Below are 17,438 nucleotides of genomic sequence, written 5' to 3'. Positions count from 1 at the left end.
CCGGTCAATGGCTGGGCCCGTCGTCGGGCCCCTAGGGTGAGGCCCATGCGTGGAATCATCCTGGCCGGAGGCACCGGCTCGCGACTGCACCCCATCACCCAGGGCATCAGCAAGCAGCTGGTCCCGGTCTACGACAAGCCGATGATCTACTACCCGCTGTCCACGCTGATGCTCGCGGGCATCCGGGACATCCTCATCATCACCACGCCCCACGAGGCCGAGGGCTTCCACCGGCTGCTCGGCGACGGCTCGCAGTTCGGCATCAACCTGACCTTCGCGGTCCAGCCCTCACCGGACGGTCTGGCCCAGGCGTTCATCATCGGCGCCGACCACATCGGCAGCGACCGGTCCGCGCTGGTGCTGGGCGACAACATCTTCTACGGCTCCGGCCTCGGCTCGCAGCTGCTGCGCTTCTCCGAGCTCGACGGTGCCGCGGTCTTCGGCTACCACGTGGCGGACCCGCGGGCCTACGGCGTCGTGGAGTTCGACGACCAGGGCCGCGCGCTGTCGCTGGAGGAGAAGCCCGAGCACCCCAAGAGCGACTTCGCGGTGCCGGGGCTCTACTTCTACGACAACGACGTGGTGCCGTACGCCGCCGAGCTGGCGCCGTCGGCGCGCGGCGAGCTGGAGATCACCGACCTCAACCGCCGCTACCTCGAGGAGGGCCGCCTCCACGTCGAGGTGCTGCCCCGCGGGACCGCGTGGCTCGACACCGGCACGTTCGACTCGCTCAACGACGCCTCCAACTTCGTACGCACCATCGAGGGTCGGCAGGGCTTCAAGGTCGGCGCGCCCGAGGAGGTCGCCTGGCGGATGGGCTGGATGACCGACGACGAGCTCGTCGCGCGCGCCCAGCCGCTGCGCAAGAGCGGCTACGGCGAGTACCTGCTGGGGTTGCTCCACCACGGCTGAATGTCTCTTCGCTGGTTGAGCAGCGAGCGTGTGCCCGCTGGTTGAGCAGCGAGGGCGTGGCCGCTGGTTGAGCACCGAGCGTGAGGCCGCTGGTTGAGCAGCGAGGGCGTGGCCGCTGGTTGAGCACCGAGCGTGAGGCCGCTGGTTGAGCAGCGAGCGTGTCGAAACCGAGGTGCCTGGGTTCGACTCGGGCCCGTTCCTCGCCCGGCTCAGCCGGCGGGGGTGAGGTCGGTCGCCACCATCCGCGCGACGATCTCCTCGAACGCCACCGTCGGCGCCCAGCCGAGCACCTCGCGGGCGCGGGTCGCGTCGCCGACCAGCTCGGTCGGGTCGGCGGGGCGGAAGAAGCGCTCGTCCTGGCGTACGAGGCCTTCCCACTCCGTGACGCCGGCGGCCGCGAACGCCGCGGCGACGAACTCCCGCACGGAGTGGGCGCGGCCGGTCGCGACGACGTAGTCGGACGGTGCGTCGGCCCGTGCGGCGCGGATCATCGCGTCGACGTAATCCGGCGCCCACCCCCAGTCGCGGCGCGCGTCGAGGTTGCCGAGGACGAGCTCGTCGGCGTCACCGCGGGCGATCGCGGCGACCGTCGAGGTGATCTTGCGGGTCACGAAGCGCTCGTGGCGCCGCGGCGACTCGTGGTTGTAGAGGATGGCGCTCGACACGTGCAGGTCGCGGTGCCGGAAGACGCTCGCGGACAGGTGCGCGAAGGCCTTCGCGGCGCCGTAGGGGTTGACCGGCCGGATGGCCGTGGTCTCGGTCTGGGGCGACTCCGACGGCTCACCGAAGATCTCGGCGCTGGAGGCCTGCACGAGGCGTACGTCGCCGACGAGCCGCGCGGACTCCATCAGCGCGACGGCGGCCTGGCCGTTGACGTGGGCGGTGCGGTCCGGCTCCTCCCACGACTGGGCGACCGAGCTGATCGCGGCGAGGTTGTAGATCTCCTGCGGCGCGATGTCCTGCACGAGCCGCCGCGTGGCGTCGAGGTCACCCAGGTCACCGGTGTGCAGCACCACCTCGTCGGGGCAGTGGGCCGGGTGGCCCTCCGCCGTGAGCACCAGCGCGTGGACCTCCGTGCCGTCCGCGACCAGGCGCTCGGCGAGGTAGGTGCCGTCCTGCCCGCCGATCCCCGTGATGAAGGCGCGAGCCGTCACCAGCCCGCCTTGACCGCCGCGATGTCGCTGTCGACCATCATCGAGACGAGCTCGGGGAAGGAGACCGTCGGCGTCCAGCCGAGCTTGTCCTTGGCCTTGGTGGCGTCGCCGATGAGCAGCTCGACCTCGGCCGGGCGCATGAAGCGCGGGTCCTGGGTGACGTGCTTGGTCCAGTCGTCGATGCCGACGTGGGCGAAGGCGAGGTCGAGGAAGTCGCGGATCGAGTGGGTCTCGCCGGTGGCGATGACGTAGTCGTCGGCCTCGTCCTGCTGGAGCATCCGCCACATCGCCTCGACGTAGTCGCCGGCGTAGCCCCAGTCGCGCTGCGCGTCGAGGTTGCCGAGCGCCATCGAGTCCTGCAGGCCGAGGTGGATCCGGGCGACCGCCTGGCTGATCTTGCGGGTCACGAACTCCGGGCCGCGGCGCGGCGACTCGTGGTTGAAGAGGATCCCCGAGGAGGCGTGCATGCCGTAGGACTCGCGGTAGTTGATCGTCATGTAGTGGCCGTAGACCTTGCTCACGCCGTAGGGCGAGCGCGGCCACAGCAGGGTGCTCTCCGACTGGGGCACCTCCTGGACCTTGCCGAACATCTCCGAGCTCGAGGCCTGGTAGAAGCGAATGCGGGAGGCGTCGTCGCCCGCGTGGAGGCGTACGGACTCGAGCATGTTGAGCACACCCATGCCGGTCACGTCGCTGGTGACGAACGCGTTCTCCCAGGAGTAGGCGACGAACGAGATCGCGCCGAGGTTGTAGACCTCGTCGGGCTCGGAGTCGCGCAGGGCACGCATCAGGCTGGACAGGTCGGTGAGGTCACCGTTGTGCAGCTGTACGTCCGGGACGAGCTTGGTGACGAGCTCGCGGCGGGGGTTGTTCTGGCCGCGGATCAGGCCGTGGACGTCGTACCCCTTCTCGAGCAGCAGCTCGGCGAGGTAGAGGCCGTCCTGGCCGGTGATTCCGGTGATGAGAGCACTGGGCATGGGCACAGTCTGTCAAAGAGGCTGGTCGTTAGGGTGACCGCATGAAGATCCTCGTCAGCGGCGGCGCCGGTTACATCGGCTCGCACACCGTCATCCAGCTCGTCGCGGCCGGCCACGACGTGGTCATCGTCGACAACTTCAGCAACGCACACCCGACGGTGCTGGGACGGATGGAGTCACTGACCGGCACGCGGCTGGCGGCGCACTCCTTCGACCTGTGCGACTACGACAAGACCGAGCACCTCTTCGCGGCCGAGGACTTCGACGCGGTCATCCACTTCGCGGGCTACAAGGCGGTCGGCGAGAGCGTCGCGAAGCCGCTCGACTACTACGAGAACAATCTCGGCTCGACCTTCTCCTTGGTCCGCGCGATGCAGAAGTACGACGTCGACAAGCTCGTCTTCTCCTCCAGCGCTACGGTCTACGGCACGGACCAGGCGGGCGCCACCGAGGACCGACCCACGTTCGCGACCAACCCCTACGGCTGGACCAAGGTGATGCAGGAGCAGATCCTGCGCGACGTCGCTGCCGCGGCCCCGCAGATGCGCTTCGCCCTGCTGCGCTACTTCAACCCGGTGGGCGCCCACGAGTCCGGCACCATCGGCGAGAACCCCTCGGGCGTGCCCAACAACCTGATGCCCTACCTCGCCCAGGTCGCGGTCGGCCAGCGCGAGAAGCTCTCGGTGTTCGGTGACGACTACGACACCGTCGACGGCACCGGCGTGCGTGACTACATCCACGTCGAGGACCTCGCCGCCGGCCACGTCGCTGCCCTCGAGGCCCTCACCCGCACCGCTGAGGCCGTCAGCACCTGGAACCTCGGCTCGGGCCGCGGCACCAGCGTGCTCGAGCTGCTGCGCGCCTTCGAGCGCGCGGTCGGCCGTGAGATCCCCTATGAGGTCGTGGCCCGCCGTCCCGGCGACGTCGCCACGTCCTACGCCGACCCGTCGAAGGCCAACGCCGAGCTCGGCTGGAGCACGAAGAAGTCGGTCGACGACATGTGCGCCGACACCTGGCGCTGGCAGTCGCAGAACCCTCAGGGGTTCGCCGGCTGACCGCTGGCTCCGACACCACGAAGGCAGTTGGACCGGCTGCCCCGTCCGCTGAGCGTGCGGGAGCTCGACCGGACGCCGAACTGCCTTCATGGTGTCAGTGAGGGGCCTGTGGAGAGACCCAGCGAGCGAGGAGCCTCCGGTGCCAGGGTCGGGACATGGACCCGGTCGAGGCGCTACGAGAGCTGGGCGGCGTCGCACCGTTCGGCGAGCTCATCGCGCTGACGAGCCGGCCACAGATCCTCGCGGCGATGGCGGCCGGCTCGATCCTGAAGCCCCGGCACAACCGCTACTGCCTGGCCGACGCCGGTGACACCCACCGCGCCGTCGCGCGCACCGGTGGCACCGCGTCGCACCTGAGCGCCGCGCAGGAGTTCGGCTGGAAGCTCAAGCACGACCCGATCAGGCCCTGCATCACCTTGCCGCGCAGCGCGCGCAAGCCGAAGGGCGCCTACGAGCTGCACTGGGCCGACCTCTCCGATCGCGAGCTCCGGCGCAACGTGACGTCCCGGACCCGCACGGTGATCGACTGCGCTCGCGCCTACGACTTCGACGTCGCCCTGAGCGTGGCTGACTCGGCTCTTCGCGAGGGCATCGTGGACCGGGACGACCTTCTCCTCGCGGCGGCGCGCAGTCCTCGCACAGGCAGGGCCAAGGCGCTCCGGGTGGCGAGAGAGGCGTCCCACCTGCGGGCCAACCCCTTCGAGACCTGCCTCTACGTCATCGCCCTGACCGTCCTGGGCCTCAGCGTCGTCCCCCAGGGGCGGGTGCCCGGCATCGGCTTCGTCGACCTCCTCGACCGGATCCTGGGGATCGTCATCGAGGCCGAGTCGCTCGAGCACCACTGGACCAAGGCGGGGCTCCAGCGAGACGTCGACCGCTACACCGCGGCAGCTCGGCTCGGGCTCGTGGTGGTGAGGTTCACCTGGACCGAGGTGATGTTCCATCCGGAGGACGTGGCCGCAGCCATCGCGGACGTGGTGCGCTGGCGCACCGTGCAGGCAGTTGGCCGCCACGCGCTGGTCGCCTGAGCGTGCAGGCGGCCGGGCCGCAGGCGAACTGCCTTCATGGTGTCGGTCAGCGGACCTCGAGCTCGTCGAGGCCGCGCAGCACCACGCGCAGGTGGGCGACCTCGTGGGTGCGGACGAGGTGGGTGCCGCCGAGGGTGGCGATCACGCCGTAGAAGCCCTCTGCCTTGCGGAACTCGTCGCCGAAGATGTCGTAGGTGTGCGGCACCGCGTTGCAGACCGGCACGCCGAGCGGCCGGAGCCGGAAGCCCTGGGCGAGCACGCGGGCCTGGTGGCGCGCGCGGGTGGTCGGGTCGACGAGGTTGCCGTAGTAGAAGCCCATGCCGGGGTCGATGACGACCTTGTCGACACCGAGCGCCCGGGCGTGGGCGATGCGCGGCGCGAAGTGGTCGAGCAGCACGGGGATCGGGTCGGCGTCCGGCGGCACGTCGGCGATCTCGCGCACGTTGGCGGTCTCGCCGAAGCACATCACCACCGCGGCGTCGTACTCCGCGGCGAGCTCGAGCATGTCCTCCTCGTGCTCGCGGCCGGTCATGTTGAGGATGCGGGCGCCTGCCTCGAGCGCCGCGCGTACGACGGCGGGCTCGTAGGTCTCGACCGAGACGACGGCCTCGGCGGCGAGCCCCTTGACGGCCGGCATCAGGGTGTCGATCTGGTCGTCGGCGCTGACCCGCGCCGCCTTGGCGTTGCTCGACTCCGCCCCGAGGTCGATGATCGCGGCCCCTTGGGCGGCCTGGATCCGTCCCATGCGTACGGCGTCGGCGGGGCTGGTCGCGACGCTCTCGCGGTAGGTCGAGTCGCGGGAGAGGTTGACGCACCCCATGAGGGTCACCGGTCCGTCGCCGATCGCGACCGGTCCGCGCGGTCCGTCGAGGACGACCGGCGTGACCGGGCTGGCCCAGGCGTCGCCGTGGTCGCGCTGGAGGGCCGCCAGATCCGCAAGGGTGATCACGTGTGCCAGCGTAGGCGGCAGGATGTAGCGCGTGACCGAACCCGTGGAGCTGCAGCGCCTGGCCGATCTCTCCGACGACGAGCTGACCCGGGCCTACGCACCGGCGCGCGAGCCGTGGCTGAGGGTGAACTTCGTGAGCACCGTCGACGGCGCCGCCCAGGGCTCCGACGGGGTCAGCAAGAGCATCAACAACGACGCCGACAAGCGGGTCTTCGACGCGCTGCGCACCAACGCCGACTGCCTGGTGGTCGGCGCAGGGACGCTGCGCACGGAGGGGTACGACGTACCGAGGCTGCCGCTGGTCGTCGTCAGCCGCTCGGCCGACCTGCCGCCGACGCTGCGCGACGCGCCACGGGGTCGGATCCTGATGGCGACGGTGGCGTCGTCGGACGGCCTCGCCGCCGCGCGCGAGCACCTCGGCGACGACAACGTGCTGGTCCTCGGCGAGGACGAGATCGACCTGCCGGCTCTCAAGCGTGAGCTCGCCGAGCGGGGGTGGAGGGACCAGCTCTGCGAGGGCGGTCCTTCGCTCTTCGCCGACCTGCTGGCGGCAGGCATCGTCGACGAGCTGTGCTGGACGATCGTGCCGCGGCTGGCCGGAGGGGACGCCGTACGCATCGCCGTCGGCGCCGAGGTCGACGTCGCGCTGCGCCCCGCCCTGCTGCTCGAGCAGGACGGGACGCTGCTGGGTCGCTGGCTGGTCGAGCCGGCCTGATCAGGACGCCGGGTAGTCCACCAGATAGCTCGGCACGCTCTTCGTGCTGCGGTCGACGCGTGAGCCCGTGTCGTTGACGACGTGCTCGACGGTGCCCGGACCGTCGAGGTTGACGGTGAGGACGTGGTGCAGCCGCACCCCGGCGCGGTCCGGCACCTCGAAGCCGCTCGCGGTGACGATCGAGGGGTCGTTGCGGTTGAAGACGTAGACGCCGCCACCGAAGAGCTGGTGCCGTCGGACGGTGTCGGCAACCTTGTAGCCGGTCCAGCCGAGGGTGCCGTCGGGGCGGGTCCAGTCGGCCTGCGAGGGCGGGTCGTAGGGGAGCTCGTTCTGGTAGAGCACGACGTGGCCGTCCTCGCCGCTCCAGACCGTGTTGTGCTCCTGGAAGTGCTCGACGAAGAGCCCGGTGGCGCTCACGCGGTCACCGGTGACGACGAGGCCGAGCCGACCGATGTTGGTCCGCCAGCGGTCGGTGTCGCCGCTCACGCCGGCGGTGAAGCCCTCGATCCCGTGGTCGGCACGCCACACCCAGGCGTGGTCGATGAGCACGTCGTCGGCGTCGATGCGCAGCGCCGTGTCGGCCTTGCCGACGTGGGGTCCGCCGACGCGGAGGTAGACGTCGTTGAGGGTGGTGCTGGGGGTGGTGCTGCGCGGCCTGGCCGGCTTGCCGGGGTGTCCCTGGAGGTGGACCAGGTTCGGCGAGAGGCCGGTGCCCGCGTCGACCGTGATGCCGGCGAGGACGACGCCCTCGGCCTGGTGGCGTACGACGACCGGCGTGGCGCCGCCGACGGCCGTGAGGGTCGCCTGGCCCAGGCCGAGCACGACGGTGTCGTCGCGGCGGACGACCAGGCTGCGGTCGACGTCGTAGACGCCGGGGGTGAGGAGCAGGTTCTGGCCGCGGTCCAGGGCCTTGGCCAGCTCGCGTGCCGGCTGGTCGGGGCTGGCGACGTGGAAGGACGAGAGCGGGAGGTCGCGGCCGGCGGTCTCGCCCGAGGCCCAGCTGGTGCCGAGGGAGTCGGTGCGCACGGCGGGGACGCGGACCTGCCATGCGCCGTCGTCGCCGACGTGGAGGAAGGGCTTCTCCCGGCTGACCGGCGTGCGGTCGAGCGTCGTGTAGGGCGGGGCGGGGAAGGTGGCCTCGGACGGGGCGCCCACGGTGCCGGCGAAGACCTGGTTCCAGACGCCGTTGGACCACGCGACGACCTCGCTGTTGCGGGTCAGCCACTGCTGCTGCGAGCCGTTGACGACCTCGCCCGCGCGGGAGTCGGCGAGGTAGCCGCCGCTGGCGAACTGCGGTGCGGCGCTGCAGTAGTCCATCAGCGAGAGGGTGCCGTTGCGGATGTCGACGCGGCGCAGCGAGGAGGCCTGCGAGGTCGCCCAGAAGTTGGCCGTGGCGCGGCAGCCGTCCTGCCCGGTGCCGTTGACGTCGATGGTGAGGTTGGACAGCGATCGCCAGAAGTTGTTGAGCGCCACGCAGTAGGGCTGCGTCGGGCCGTCGGTGAGGCAGCGGTTGTAGACCTCGACCTTGCCGTTGATCACGACGTCGGACGGGCTCGCGCCCAGGCCGGCGACCTCGGTGTAGTAGCCGACCTTGATCTGCAGCGGCTCGGCGGCCGTGCCGTACGTGCCCGGCTTGAAGAGCAGGCTCCAGCGCTCCTCCGACATCTCGGCGTCGACCTGCTGCTGCCAGATCGCGTCTGCCTGCTCACGGATCTGGGTGACCGACATCGACGGGTCGAAGACCAGCACCCGGTCGCCGAGGTCGGGCGCGGCGGCGGCTGCCGCCGTTGGGGCGGGTGCCGCCGCGCCCGCCGCCGGTGCGATCGGACTGGGTGAGAGGCCGACGACGGCGAGGGCAAGGGCGGTGAGCGCGGCGCGCAGGGGCGTACGACGGGGGTGCGGACGTGGCATCGGGGAACCTTCCGAGGGGGATGAAAGCGCTTCCACTCTGCCACCCCGGTGTGACGGGCGCCACACCCCCGTCGAGGGCTGCTAGTGGTCGAGCACCGCGAGCAGGGCCTTCGAGAAGGCCGGGATGTCGTCGGGGTTGCGGCTGGTGATGAGGTTGCCGTCGACGGCGACCTCCTCGTCGACCCAGTCGCCGCCGGCGTTGCGGATGTCGGTCTGCAGGCTGGGCCAGCTGGTGATCCGCTTGCCCCGGACGCGGTCTGCCTCGACCAGGGTCCACGGGGCGTGGCAGATCGCGGCGACCGGCTTGCCGGAGTCGACGAAGTCGCGGATGAACGCGACCGCCTCGTCGTCGGCCCGGAGCGCGTCAGGGTTGGCGACCCCACCGGGCAGGACCAGGGCGTCGTAGTCGGCGACGGCGACGTCCTGCACCCGGCGGTCGATGCGCTGCGTGCTCGACTTGTCGAGGTGGTTGAACAGCTGGACCTCGCCTTCGTCCAGCGACACGAGCTCGGCGGTGTGGCCGGCGTCGAGGACGGCCTTCCACGGTTCGGTGAGCTCGACCTCCTCGACGCCTTCGGATGCGGTCAGGAATGCGATGCGCTTGGACATGCCTCCACCGTTGCTCGCGCGGGGGTCAGGGGCAACCCACGGAGGGGTGACTCCTGATGTTGCAACCACCGGGTACACGGTGGTTGCCGAGGTTCCCGGCTGTTGCAGCGGGCGGTAAGGCGTCGAAAAGGACAGGAACCTAGGCGCCGAGAGGCCGCCGCGAGTCCAGCAGCTTCCGTACGCGTGCCGCGAGGAGTTCGGGCGCCGCGAGCTGCGCCCACGTGACGCGGATGCACACCCAGCCCGTCAGCTGGCAGACGAGCTCCTCCCGCTTCTTCTCGCGCATGAGGAACTCGTCGAGGGTCTCGCCGTCGCGTCGGTACTTCGTGTACTTCTCCTTGCCGTCGAACTCGACGAAGACGCCGAAGTCCTCCCAGACGAAGTCGAGACGCGCCACCAGCGTGCCGTGCTCGTCGTGCACCTTCACCTGCGGCGTCGGCCGCGGGAGGTGCTGGCGCCAGCAGAAGTAGTGGAAGCGCGATTCCCCGGCTGATTCGAGCCTCGGGTCGCACAGGCGCAGCACCAGATCGGTCGCCAGGCTGTGCGGCCAGTGGCGAGCTGTCTCGGCCCAGTCGGCGAACTCCTCCACTGTGGTGGCGCCCGCGTGCAGCAGCCCGTTGACCACGACGAGGCTGCGTTCGACGTCCGCGACGGTCGTGATCTCGACGCACGTCCGGGCCGCCACGGACACCGCAATCCCGTTGCGGACCCTGACGTCCTTGGCCGGCAGGACTCCGCAGTGCTGGATCCAGTCGTCCCGGCGCCGCCCCGCCTTGCCGTCGCGGCGCGTCGTGTGCGCGACCTGGAGCGAGAGGTCCCAGATCGGAGCGCCCCACTCGAGGGCCGCGGACATGTGGGTGGCCGTCGTGCCGGGATGGGCGGTGAGCATCACCCCGCGGGTGAGCAGACGGGCCCGGTCGGCGCGCCCGAGCGAGCGCCACTGCTCGCCGTCGACGTACTGCCCTCGGCGGATCCGTACGAGCGTCCCGTCGCGCACCAGCGCGGTGACGTGGCGGTCCGACATGCCCTCGGCGAGCAGTGTCGCGCGGCACGAGACGGTGGGGAGCTGGATCAGCTCGGCGGGCTTCTGCATGGCGAAATCGTTGCCGCTCGGCGCCTGCCTCAATCCTGGCGCTTTCCGGCTGTGGACAACCCGTAGGCGAGCCGGTTGTGACAGTCCTTTCGGTGCACTTACCGACCGTTGCAACGGGCAGGAAGCACGTGGGCCGGCGGGTACCCGGTGGTTGCGAAATGGAGCGCGGGTGACTCCTCAGCCGATCTGTCCCGCGTTGTCCTTCGCGAGCGAGCGGGAGATGACCATCCGCTGGATCTGGTTGGTCCCCTCGAAGATCTGCATCACCTTCGCCTCGCGCATGTAGCGCTCGACCGGGAAGTCGCGGGTGTAGCCGTAGCCGCCGAGGACCTGGACGGCGTCGGTGGTGACCCTCATGGCGTTGTCGGTGGCGACGAGCTTGGCGACGGAGGCCTCGCGGGAGAAGGGCAGGCCGGCGTCCTTGAGGCGGGCGGCGTGGAGCATCGTCGCGCGCGCCGAGACGACCGCGGCCTCCATGTCGGCGAGGACGAAGGCAAGGCCCTGGTGGTCGATGATCCTGGTGCCGAAGGTCTCCCGCTCGCGGGCGTACGCCACCGCGGAGTCGAGGGCTCCCTGGGCGAGGCCGACGGCGACGGCGGCGATGCCGAGCCGGCCGGAGTCGAGGCCGGCGAGGGCGATCTTGAGGCCCTCGCCCTCCGCACCGAGCAGGCGGGACGCGTCGATGCGGACGTTGTCGAAGCGCATGGTCGCGGTGGCCGAGCCGGTGAGGCCCATCTTGCGCTCCGGCGGGTCAGCGACGAGGCCCTCGGCGGAGGCGGGCACGAGGAAGCAGGAGATGCCGTTGCGGTCGTCGGAGGTCCGCGCCATCACCTTGTAGAAGTCGGCGTGGCCGCCGTGGGTGGTCCACGCCTTCGCCCCGTTGAGGACGTAGGAGTCGCCGTCGCGGCGCGCAGTCGTCCGCATCGCGGCGGGGTCGGAGCCCGCGTGCGGCTCGGAGAGGCAGTACGCCCCCAGCAGGTCGCCGCTCAGCATCGCGGGGAGCCACTCGGCGCGCTGCTCGTCGGTGCCGTAGTAGGCGAGCCCGAAGCAGGACAGCGCGTGCACGGAGACGCCGACGCCGACGGACGCCCACACCGCGCCGAGCTCCTCGAGGACCTGGAGGTAGACCTCGTAGGGCTGGTCGCCGCCGCCGAACTCCTCCGGGTAGGGCAAGGACAGCAGCCCGGCCTGGCCGAGCATCGAGAAGACCTCGCGCGGGAACGTCTCCGTGGCCTCCGCCTCCGTCGAGCGGGGCGCGAGCTCCTTGGTGGCGATCTCGCGGGTCAGGGCGAGCAGGTCGCGGGCCTCGTCGGTGGGCAGGTGGCGGCGGGCGGTCATGCGTCGCACGTTACCGCCGCAGCGAGCGCGGGCGACCCCGGGCAGGGCGTACGTCGATCAGGCCGGCGGGTGGAGCATCTGCTGCCCGGCCATCACGTCGAGCGCGTCGGTCACGAGGGCGGCCGCGCCGGGGTGCGCACCCCACAGCGCCTCGGCCTCCTCGACCAGCTCGGCGGTGGTCAGCGGCTCCGCGAGCGCGAGCCAGATCACGACGCCGAGGCCGGCGAGCACGTGGACCCGGTCGCCGAGCATCAGCACCAGCTCCTCGTCGTACTCCTCGGCGTCGGTCCACGCCGTCCGCGACCAGGCACCGGGGACGGGGTCGGCGTTGGCGCCCGGGACGGAGGGGTGGTGGACGTGCTCGTCCGGCTCGCGGGGGTCGCGGTCGAGCAGGCCGACCACGTCGTCGAGCCGCTCCTCGAACTCGACGTACTCCAGGCCCCACACGCCACCGCAGGCGTCGATGGTGCTCGCGAGCCGGTGGACCGGGTGCGGCAGGTGGACGAGGGAGGAGGTCTGCTCGACCATCTCCACGATGGCGCGGGCGGGCGGGATCGGGACCAGGCCGGCGTCCCCGTGGCCGCGGTGGAGGATCACGATCCGGTGCAGGTGCGAGGTGTCCGGGGGGACCAGCAGGCCCAGGTCGTCGGGGGAGACCGACTGCTTCTGCCGCGGCTTGTCGACGTCGGTGATGATCGACAGCGGCTTGGGGTGCTCGTGGATCCGCAGCGAGTCGTCGAGGGAGACGGTCTCGTCGGTGAGGTAGCCGAGCCGTCCTGCCAGCAGCGAGATCGCGGTGGTCTTCCCGGACCCGGACGGCCCGATGACCGCCAGCGCGCGGCCGCGCTCGTCGGCGACGGCACCTGCGTGCAGGTTGATCCGGTGGCCGGCGGTGGCGTCGAGGGCGGCCATGGTGACCCGGCTGGTGATCGCGTAGTCGTGGGCGGCGACGTCCTCGGTGTCGAGCTGGTCGAGGTCGACGACGACGTCGGGTGCGCGGTCGGTGAGGGCTCGGCCCCACTGGTGGCGCAGCCGGACCGCGTCCTCGCCGGACACCGGGATCCCGACAGGCACGCCAAGGGCCTCCACCACCACCTCGGGCGTCCCGCCCTCGCTCCCCACGCGCCCACTCTAGGGTGGGCAACGTGGGCTGGTTGCGCGATTCCCGTCTCCTGGCCGCCCTGACGGTCGCCTACGTCGTCGCGCTGGGCGTGGTCGTCACCGGGCCGTGGGGGTGGGAGCTCAACCGCCTCACCGTCGACCTCTACGACCGGTTCCGCTACGACTGGCCGATCGCGCCGCACTGGGTCGGTCCGGAGCACTACGGCTGGCTGCTCAACGTGGTGCTCTTCGTGCCGCTGGGCGCGCTCGCCGTGGTCCTCACGCGGGCGGCCTGGTGGTGGGTGGTGGCCGCCGCGGCCCTCACCTCCGGCCTCATCGAGCTGGCGCAGTGGGAGTGGCTGGCGAGGGTCGGCGACTGGCACGACGTGGTCGCCAACACGCTGGGCGCGCTGATCGGCGCCGTCGGGGTCAGTCTTCTGCGACGACGCGGATCGCCACCAGCTGGTCGACCAGCTCGGCCACGTCGGCGCTGATCTCCTCCACCGTCGAGTCCGACATCGCGGCCGCTGCCGCGATGATCTCCTCCATGGTCCCGCCCTCGGAGAGCGCGAGCCAGACCACGCACCCGGAACCCTCCAGCAGGATGGGCGGTCCTCCAGGCAGCCGGGTGAGGTAGGCCGTGGGGACGTCGCCACCGTCCAGGTCCTCCTGGCTGACCCACGCCACGTCGTCGGCGATCCGGAAGCGGGTCATGAGCGTCTCACCCGCTCGGAGAGCTCGCCCACGGCCCGGCGTACGCGCTTGACCTGTCGCGCGCGCACCTCCTGCCGCGTCGGCGGCCGGCCCAGCTCCATCCGCAGGTGGTCACGGTTGACGCGCATCGCGGAGGTCAGCAGCTCCGCCTTCGCCCGCGCCCCTTGTGCGGCGGCCATCCTGGCCCGCCACTCGTGCCACCGGCTGCCGCCGTGGACGAAGTGGTGCCACAGGGCGTACGTCGGGTCGTTGCGGTGCAGCTCGAGCTCGCCGATGCCGGCAGCGAGGGCGACGTCGGCGCCCAGCTCGGCGGCGAGCCGGCGTACGTGATCCTGCTCCTCGGGCGCGGCCTGCTCCCAGGCGAGGTCGACGTCGGCGGTCCCGCCCGAGCGTGCCGAGTGGAGCACCAGGATCAGGCGTTGGGCGGTGCGCCCGGGAACGGGGCAGTCGCGGTGGGCGATCGAGCGCTGGACGGCGCCGCGCGCGAGCACGTCGAAGGCGTCCTCGGCGTCGAGCGTGACGCCCGGCCAGCTGACGTGCACGTCGACCCAGCCCCAGTCGTCGTGCCACCAGTTGGCGGCATGGGCGAAGACGGAGCCGGTCGCGAAGGTCGTGCGCTGCTCCCAGCCGACCGACTCCAGCGCGCCGATCAGGCGGAACAGGTGTCCGGGACGGACCAGCACGTCGACGTCGCTCGAGTGACGTCCCTCGGCGCGGAGGCCGGGCAGCACGGCGGGCCCCTTGAGGTGGAGCAGGTCGATGCCGTGGTTCTCAGCCAGCTTCTGCACGACGGCGTGGGCGAGGTGGACGCGCGCGGCGATCGGTGCCATCCGCTCCGCCTCGCCGGTCATGCCCTCATCGTGCCAGCCTCCGTTCACGCGTATCGCGCATTCCCATGGTCGGCGGTGGTGCACCGCCTAGACTCGCGGGCATGACGTTTGGGGATTTCGTACGGCTGAGTCGCGCCTACGTGTGGGTGCTCATCGGCTGCACGATCCTCGGCGCCGCGCTGATGCTCGCCAAGACGACCCGCGACCCGGTGCTCTACTCCGCCACCTCGTCGGGCCTGGTCCGCGTCGGCAACGCCGCGACGGCCGGCGAGGAGCAGGGCAACGCACAGCTTGCCGAGGACAAGGCCAACCTCTATGCCTTCCTCGTCTCCAAGACGCCGGTGGCGGCGCAGGTCGTCGAGGACCTCGACCTCGACGTCCCTCCGGAGGCCATCGCAGGTCGGTTCTCCGCGTCCGTCGACGCGGATGTCAATGCCCTCACGGTCACCGCGATCGGCACCACCCCGGAGGAGGCACGCGACCTGGCCAATGCGGTCGTGGACGCGGTCGTGGTGGTGGCGCAGGAGATCGAGACCGGCGAGGAGAACCCCAAGGAGCCGGCGCTCACGCGGATCATCCCGCTGGAGGAGGCGCAGCTCCCCGGAGCACCCTTCACCCCGAACTACGAGTCGGCGGCCATGAAGGGCGCGCTCGGCGGGCTCGGCCTGGCGTACGCCTTCCTGATCGGCCGCCGTCTCATCGACCGGCGTATCCGCACCACCAAGCACGTGGAGGAGGCCACCGGTGCCTCCGTCCTGGGCATCATCCCCAAGGAGGACTCGCTCGGGCGCAGCCACCGCGGCGTGCGTGGCGACCTCGGCAAGGCTGCCGAGTCCTTCCGGCAGCTGCGCACCAACCTCCGCTTCGTCGACGTCGACAACGAGCCCCGCAAGATCGTGGTGACCTCGGCCCTCGCCGGTGAGGGCAAGTCGACCGTCTCGTCCAACATCGCCCGACTCGTCGCGCAGGCCGGCACGCCGGTCCTGCTCATCGACGCCGACCTCCGTCGGCCGATGATCGCCACGACCTTCGAGGTCGACGGTGCCGTCGGTCTCACCCAGGCGCTGGCCGGCGACGTCGAGATCCGCGACGTCATCATCGACTCCGGCATGCCCAACCTGAGCCTGCTCCCGGCCGGGCGGATCCCGCCCAACCCGAGCGAGCTGCTCGGGTCGCTGCGGATGAAGCAGTTCATCGACGACCTCGCCCACGACTACCTCGTCATCCTCGATGCGCCGCCGCTGCTGCCGGTGACCGACGCCGGCCTTCTCTCCGCGTTCTGCGACGGCGCGCTGCTCGTCCAGGCGGCCGGCAAGACGCAGATCGAGCAGAGCCAGAGCTGCCGCCGGATCCTCGACCAGGTCGGCAGCCGCCTGCTGGGTGTCGTGCTCAACAAGGCGCCGGTCAAGGGCGCGTCGGCCATCGCCTACGGCGGGGGCTACGGCGGCTACGGGGGCTACGGCGGCTACCGCGCCGAGTACACCTCGCGTGAGGCCTACTCCACGGCCGGGAAGGGCCGTCGCCGCAAGGAGGCGAAGGCCAAGGCCGCCAAGGTGGACAAGGTGGAGAAGGTGGACACGGCCGAGAAGCCGTCCGCGTCCGAGAAGGCCGGCACGTCCTGACCGGCGCCCGCGAGCCTCAGTAGGCCCCGCGGCTGGCCAGCACGGCGCTGACCGTGCGCGCCAGGATCAGCACGTCCTGCACCATCGACCAGTTGTCGACGTAGTAGAGGTCGAGGCGCACCGTGTCCTCCCACGAGAGGTCGGAGCGCCCGGAGACCTGCCACAACCCGGTCATCCCGGGCAGCACGTTGAGCCGCCGCAGCATGTCGTCCTCGTACTTCTCGACCTCGGACGGCAGCGGCGGGCGCGGGCCGACGAGGCTCATGTCGCCGCGTACGACGTTCCAGAGCTGGGGCAGCTCGTCGAGCGAGAAGCGGCGGATGAAGCGTCCGGGCCGGGTGACGCGCGGGTCGTCGTGGCTCTTGAAGAGCACGTGGTCGCGGGCCTCGATCTCGGCCAGTCGCTCCTCGGCGTCGATCGACATCGAGCGCAGCTTGAGACAGGTGAAGTCCTCGCCCAGGCGACCCACCCGGGTCTGGCGGAACAGCGCCGGACCTCCGTCGTGGCGCTTGATCCAGAGCATCAGGCCGAGCAGCAGGGGCCAGATGAGGGCGAGGATCATCAGGGAGCCGACGATGTCGAAGGCACGCTTGGCGTCGTTGGTCGCCAGGGTGGAGCGGGACCGGCCCAGGTGCATCAGGGGGAGGCCGGCGACCGGGCGGATCCGGATGCGCTCGCTGGAGACGTCGGTGACGTTGGGGGCGACGATGATCTGGACGTGGGCGTTGTCCTCGAGCTCCCAGGCGAGGCGCCGCAGCTGGGTGGAGGAGCTGACTGCGCCTGCAGTGAAGAAGACGATGTCGGGCTCGTGCTCGTCGACCACCGCGCGGACGTCGTCGATCAGCCCGAGGACCGGGATCCCGGACGAGGTGACCTCGAGACCGGCGTAGTCGCGCGGCACCAGGCAGCCCATCACCCGGTAGCCGAGCCACGACTCGCGGGCCAGCACCGTGTGGATCTCGCCGATGTAGCCCGGCGTCCCGACGAGCAGGACCTTCTCGTTGAAGTGGCCGGCGATCCGGAGGTGCTGGATGGTGCGTCGCGACAGCAGCCTCCCGACCATCAGCGACAGGACTCCCAGAGGGAAGAAAAGCACGAAGAACCCGCGGGAGAGCGGGTACTGCATGAGGAAGGCCATCGTGGCGACCAGCGCGGCGGTGAAGAAGGAGGCGTTGACGACGAGCTTGAACTCCTCGGTGCCGGCGCCGAAGATCTCGCGCTCGTAGGCGCCGAAGAAGGCGAGGAGCACCAGCCAGGTGCCGATGAAGAAGAGGCTGGCCAGGGCCGTGTTCTCGAGGACGTCGCCGGCGGAGTCGAAGATCGGGAGTGTCAGCCGGAACCGGATCGCCATGACCGTGGCGATCGCGATCATGACGAGGTCTACTCCGCCGACCAGCCACGGCAGGAGCTTGACGCCTTCGGGTCGCACG

Annotated in this window: 17 protein-coding genes; 6 read left to right on the top strand and 11 right to left on the bottom strand. The window is 71.0% G+C overall.

Annotated elements, in window-relative coordinates; all coding sequences use genetic code 11:
- Nucleotides 1-45: 45 nt before the first annotated feature.
- The gene (gene rfbA, locus BM127_RS03445; protein WP_091194241.1) at nucleotides 46-912 is read left to right on the top strand and encodes a glucose-1-phosphate thymidylyltransferase RfbA; all 867 of its coding nucleotides are present in this window, start codon (nucleotides 46-48) and stop codon (nucleotides 910-912) included.
- 209 nt (nucleotides 913-1,121) lie between these two features.
- On the opposite strand, the gene BM127_RS03440 is transcribed toward rfbA, so the two are convergent.
- Together BM127_RS03440 and gmd are read right to left on the bottom strand one after the other, a co-directional pair.
- The gene (locus BM127_RS03440; protein ID WP_231263096.1) at nucleotides 1,122-2,066 is read right to left on the bottom strand and encodes a GDP-mannose 4,6-dehydratase; all 945 of its coding nucleotides are present in this window, start codon (nucleotides 2,064-2,066) and stop codon (nucleotides 1,122-1,124) included.
- Entirely contained in the window at nucleotides 2,063-3,043 is a 981-nt protein-coding gene (gmd, locus tag BM127_RS03435; protein WP_091194239.1) for a GDP-mannose 4,6-dehydratase, read from the bottom strand. The genes BM127_RS03440 and gmd overlap by 4 nt, the downstream gene beginning before the upstream one ends.
- 41 nt (nucleotides 3,044-3,084) lie before the next feature.
- On the opposite strand from gmd, the gene galE reads away from it, so the two are divergent.
- Together galE and BM127_RS03425 are read left to right on the top strand one after the other, a co-directional pair.
- Nucleotides 3,085-4,098: a UDP-glucose 4-epimerase GalE gene (gene galE / locus BM127_RS03430; protein ID WP_091194236.1), complete on the top strand. Its 1,014-nt coding sequence runs from the start codon at nucleotides 3,085-3,087 to the stop codon at nucleotides 4,096-4,098.
- A 155-nt stretch (nucleotides 4,099-4,253) separates the two neighbouring features.
- Nucleotides 4,254-5,126: a PDDEXK family nuclease gene (locus BM127_RS03425; RefSeq protein WP_091194233.1), complete on the top strand. Its 873-nt coding sequence runs from the start codon at nucleotides 4,254-4,256 to the stop codon at nucleotides 5,124-5,126.
- A 46-nt stretch (nucleotides 5,127-5,172) separates the two neighbouring features.
- Here the strand turns inward: BM127_RS03425 and BM127_RS03420 are convergent, their stop codons facing one another.
- A complete protein-coding gene (locus BM127_RS03420; RefSeq protein WP_091194230.1) occupies nucleotides 5,173-6,075 on the bottom strand; it encodes a dihydropteroate synthase in 903 nt (300 codons plus the stop codon).
- A 31-nt stretch (nucleotides 6,076-6,106) separates the two neighbouring features.
- On the opposite strand from BM127_RS03420, the gene BM127_RS03415 reads away from it, so the two are divergent.
- Nucleotides 6,107-6,790, top strand: coding sequence for a dihydrofolate reductase family protein (locus BM127_RS03415; RefSeq protein ID WP_231263097.1), 684 nt, complete (start codon nucleotides 6,107-6,109; stop codon nucleotides 6,788-6,790).
- On the opposite strand, the gene BM127_RS03410 is transcribed toward BM127_RS03415, so the two are convergent.
- From BM127_RS03410 to BM127_RS03390, 5 genes are all read right to left on the bottom strand, one after another.
- Nucleotides 6,791-8,701 carry a glycosyl hydrolase family 28-related protein gene (locus tag BM127_RS03410; RefSeq protein ID WP_091194227.1) on the bottom strand — a complete coding sequence of 637 codons (1,911 nt, stop codon included), beginning with the start codon at nucleotides 8,699-8,701 and terminating at the stop codon, nucleotides 6,791-6,793. It lies immediately after the preceding gene.
- Nucleotides 8,702-8,782: 81 nt separating this feature from the next.
- Complete coding sequence (locus tag BM127_RS03405; RefSeq protein ID WP_091194225.1) at nucleotides 8,783-9,310, bottom strand: type 1 glutamine amidotransferase domain-containing protein; 528 nt, start codon at nucleotides 9,308-9,310, stop codon at nucleotides 8,783-8,785.
- Between the two features lie 139 nt (nucleotides 9,311-9,449).
- Entirely contained in the window at nucleotides 9,450-10,403 is a 954-nt protein-coding gene (locus BM127_RS03400; protein WP_091194223.1) for a hypothetical protein, read from the bottom strand.
- 177 nt (nucleotides 10,404-10,580) lie between these two features.
- Nucleotides 10,581-11,741 carry an acyl-CoA dehydrogenase family protein gene (locus tag BM127_RS03395; protein WP_091194220.1) on the bottom strand — a complete coding sequence of 387 codons (1,161 nt, stop codon included), beginning with the start codon at nucleotides 11,739-11,741 and terminating at the stop codon, nucleotides 10,581-10,583.
- 57 nt (nucleotides 11,742-11,798) lie between these two features.
- Nucleotides 11,799-12,863, bottom strand: coding sequence for a hypothetical protein (locus tag BM127_RS03390; protein ID WP_091194218.1), 1,065 nt, complete (start codon nucleotides 12,861-12,863; stop codon nucleotides 11,799-11,801).
- Between the two features lie 32 nt (nucleotides 12,864-12,895).
- On the opposite strand from BM127_RS03390, the gene BM127_RS03385 reads away from it, so the two are divergent.
- Nucleotides 12,896-13,336 (top strand): VanZ family protein, encoded by a 441-nt coding sequence (locus tag BM127_RS03385; RefSeq protein ID WP_157829665.1) that lies wholly within the window; start codon nucleotides 12,896-12,898, stop codon nucleotides 13,334-13,336.
- On the opposite strand, the gene BM127_RS03380 is transcribed toward BM127_RS03385, so the two are convergent.
- Nucleotides 13,272-13,556, bottom strand: a complete 285-nt coding sequence (locus tag BM127_RS03380; RefSeq protein ID WP_091194213.1) for a PqqD family peptide modification chaperone — start codon at nucleotides 13,554-13,556, stop codon at nucleotides 13,272-13,274. The genes BM127_RS03385 and BM127_RS03380 overlap by 65 nt on opposite strands.
- Nucleotides 13,553-14,407, bottom strand: a complete 855-nt coding sequence (locus BM127_RS03375) for a nucleotidyltransferase family protein (protein WP_091194211.1) — start codon at nucleotides 14,405-14,407, stop codon at nucleotides 13,553-13,555. Before BM127_RS03375 ends, BM127_RS03380 begins: the two co-directional genes overlap by 4 nt.
- 80 nt (nucleotides 14,408-14,487) lie before the next feature.
- Between BM127_RS03375 and BM127_RS03370 the strand changes: the two genes are divergently transcribed.
- Entirely contained in the window at nucleotides 14,488-16,008 is a 1,521-nt protein-coding gene (locus tag BM127_RS03370; protein WP_139227616.1) for a tyrosine-protein kinase domain-containing protein, read from the top strand.
- Nucleotides 16,009-16,024: 16 nt separating this feature from the next.
- Here the strand turns inward: BM127_RS03370 and BM127_RS03365 are convergent, their stop codons facing one another.
- A complete protein-coding gene (locus tag BM127_RS03365; RefSeq protein ID WP_091194205.1) occupies nucleotides 16,025-17,437 on the bottom strand; it encodes a sugar transferase in 1,413 nt (470 codons plus the stop codon).
- Nucleotide 17,438: the final 1 nt, after the last annotated feature.

Source organism: Nocardioides alpinus, from assembly GCF_900112035.1.
GTDB lineage: Bacteria > Actinomycetota > Actinomycetes > Propionibacteriales > Nocardioidaceae > Nocardioides > Nocardioides alpinus.
The sequence above is the reverse complement of the archived record's forward strand: the minus strand, read 5'-3'. Positions and strand labels throughout refer to the sequence as shown.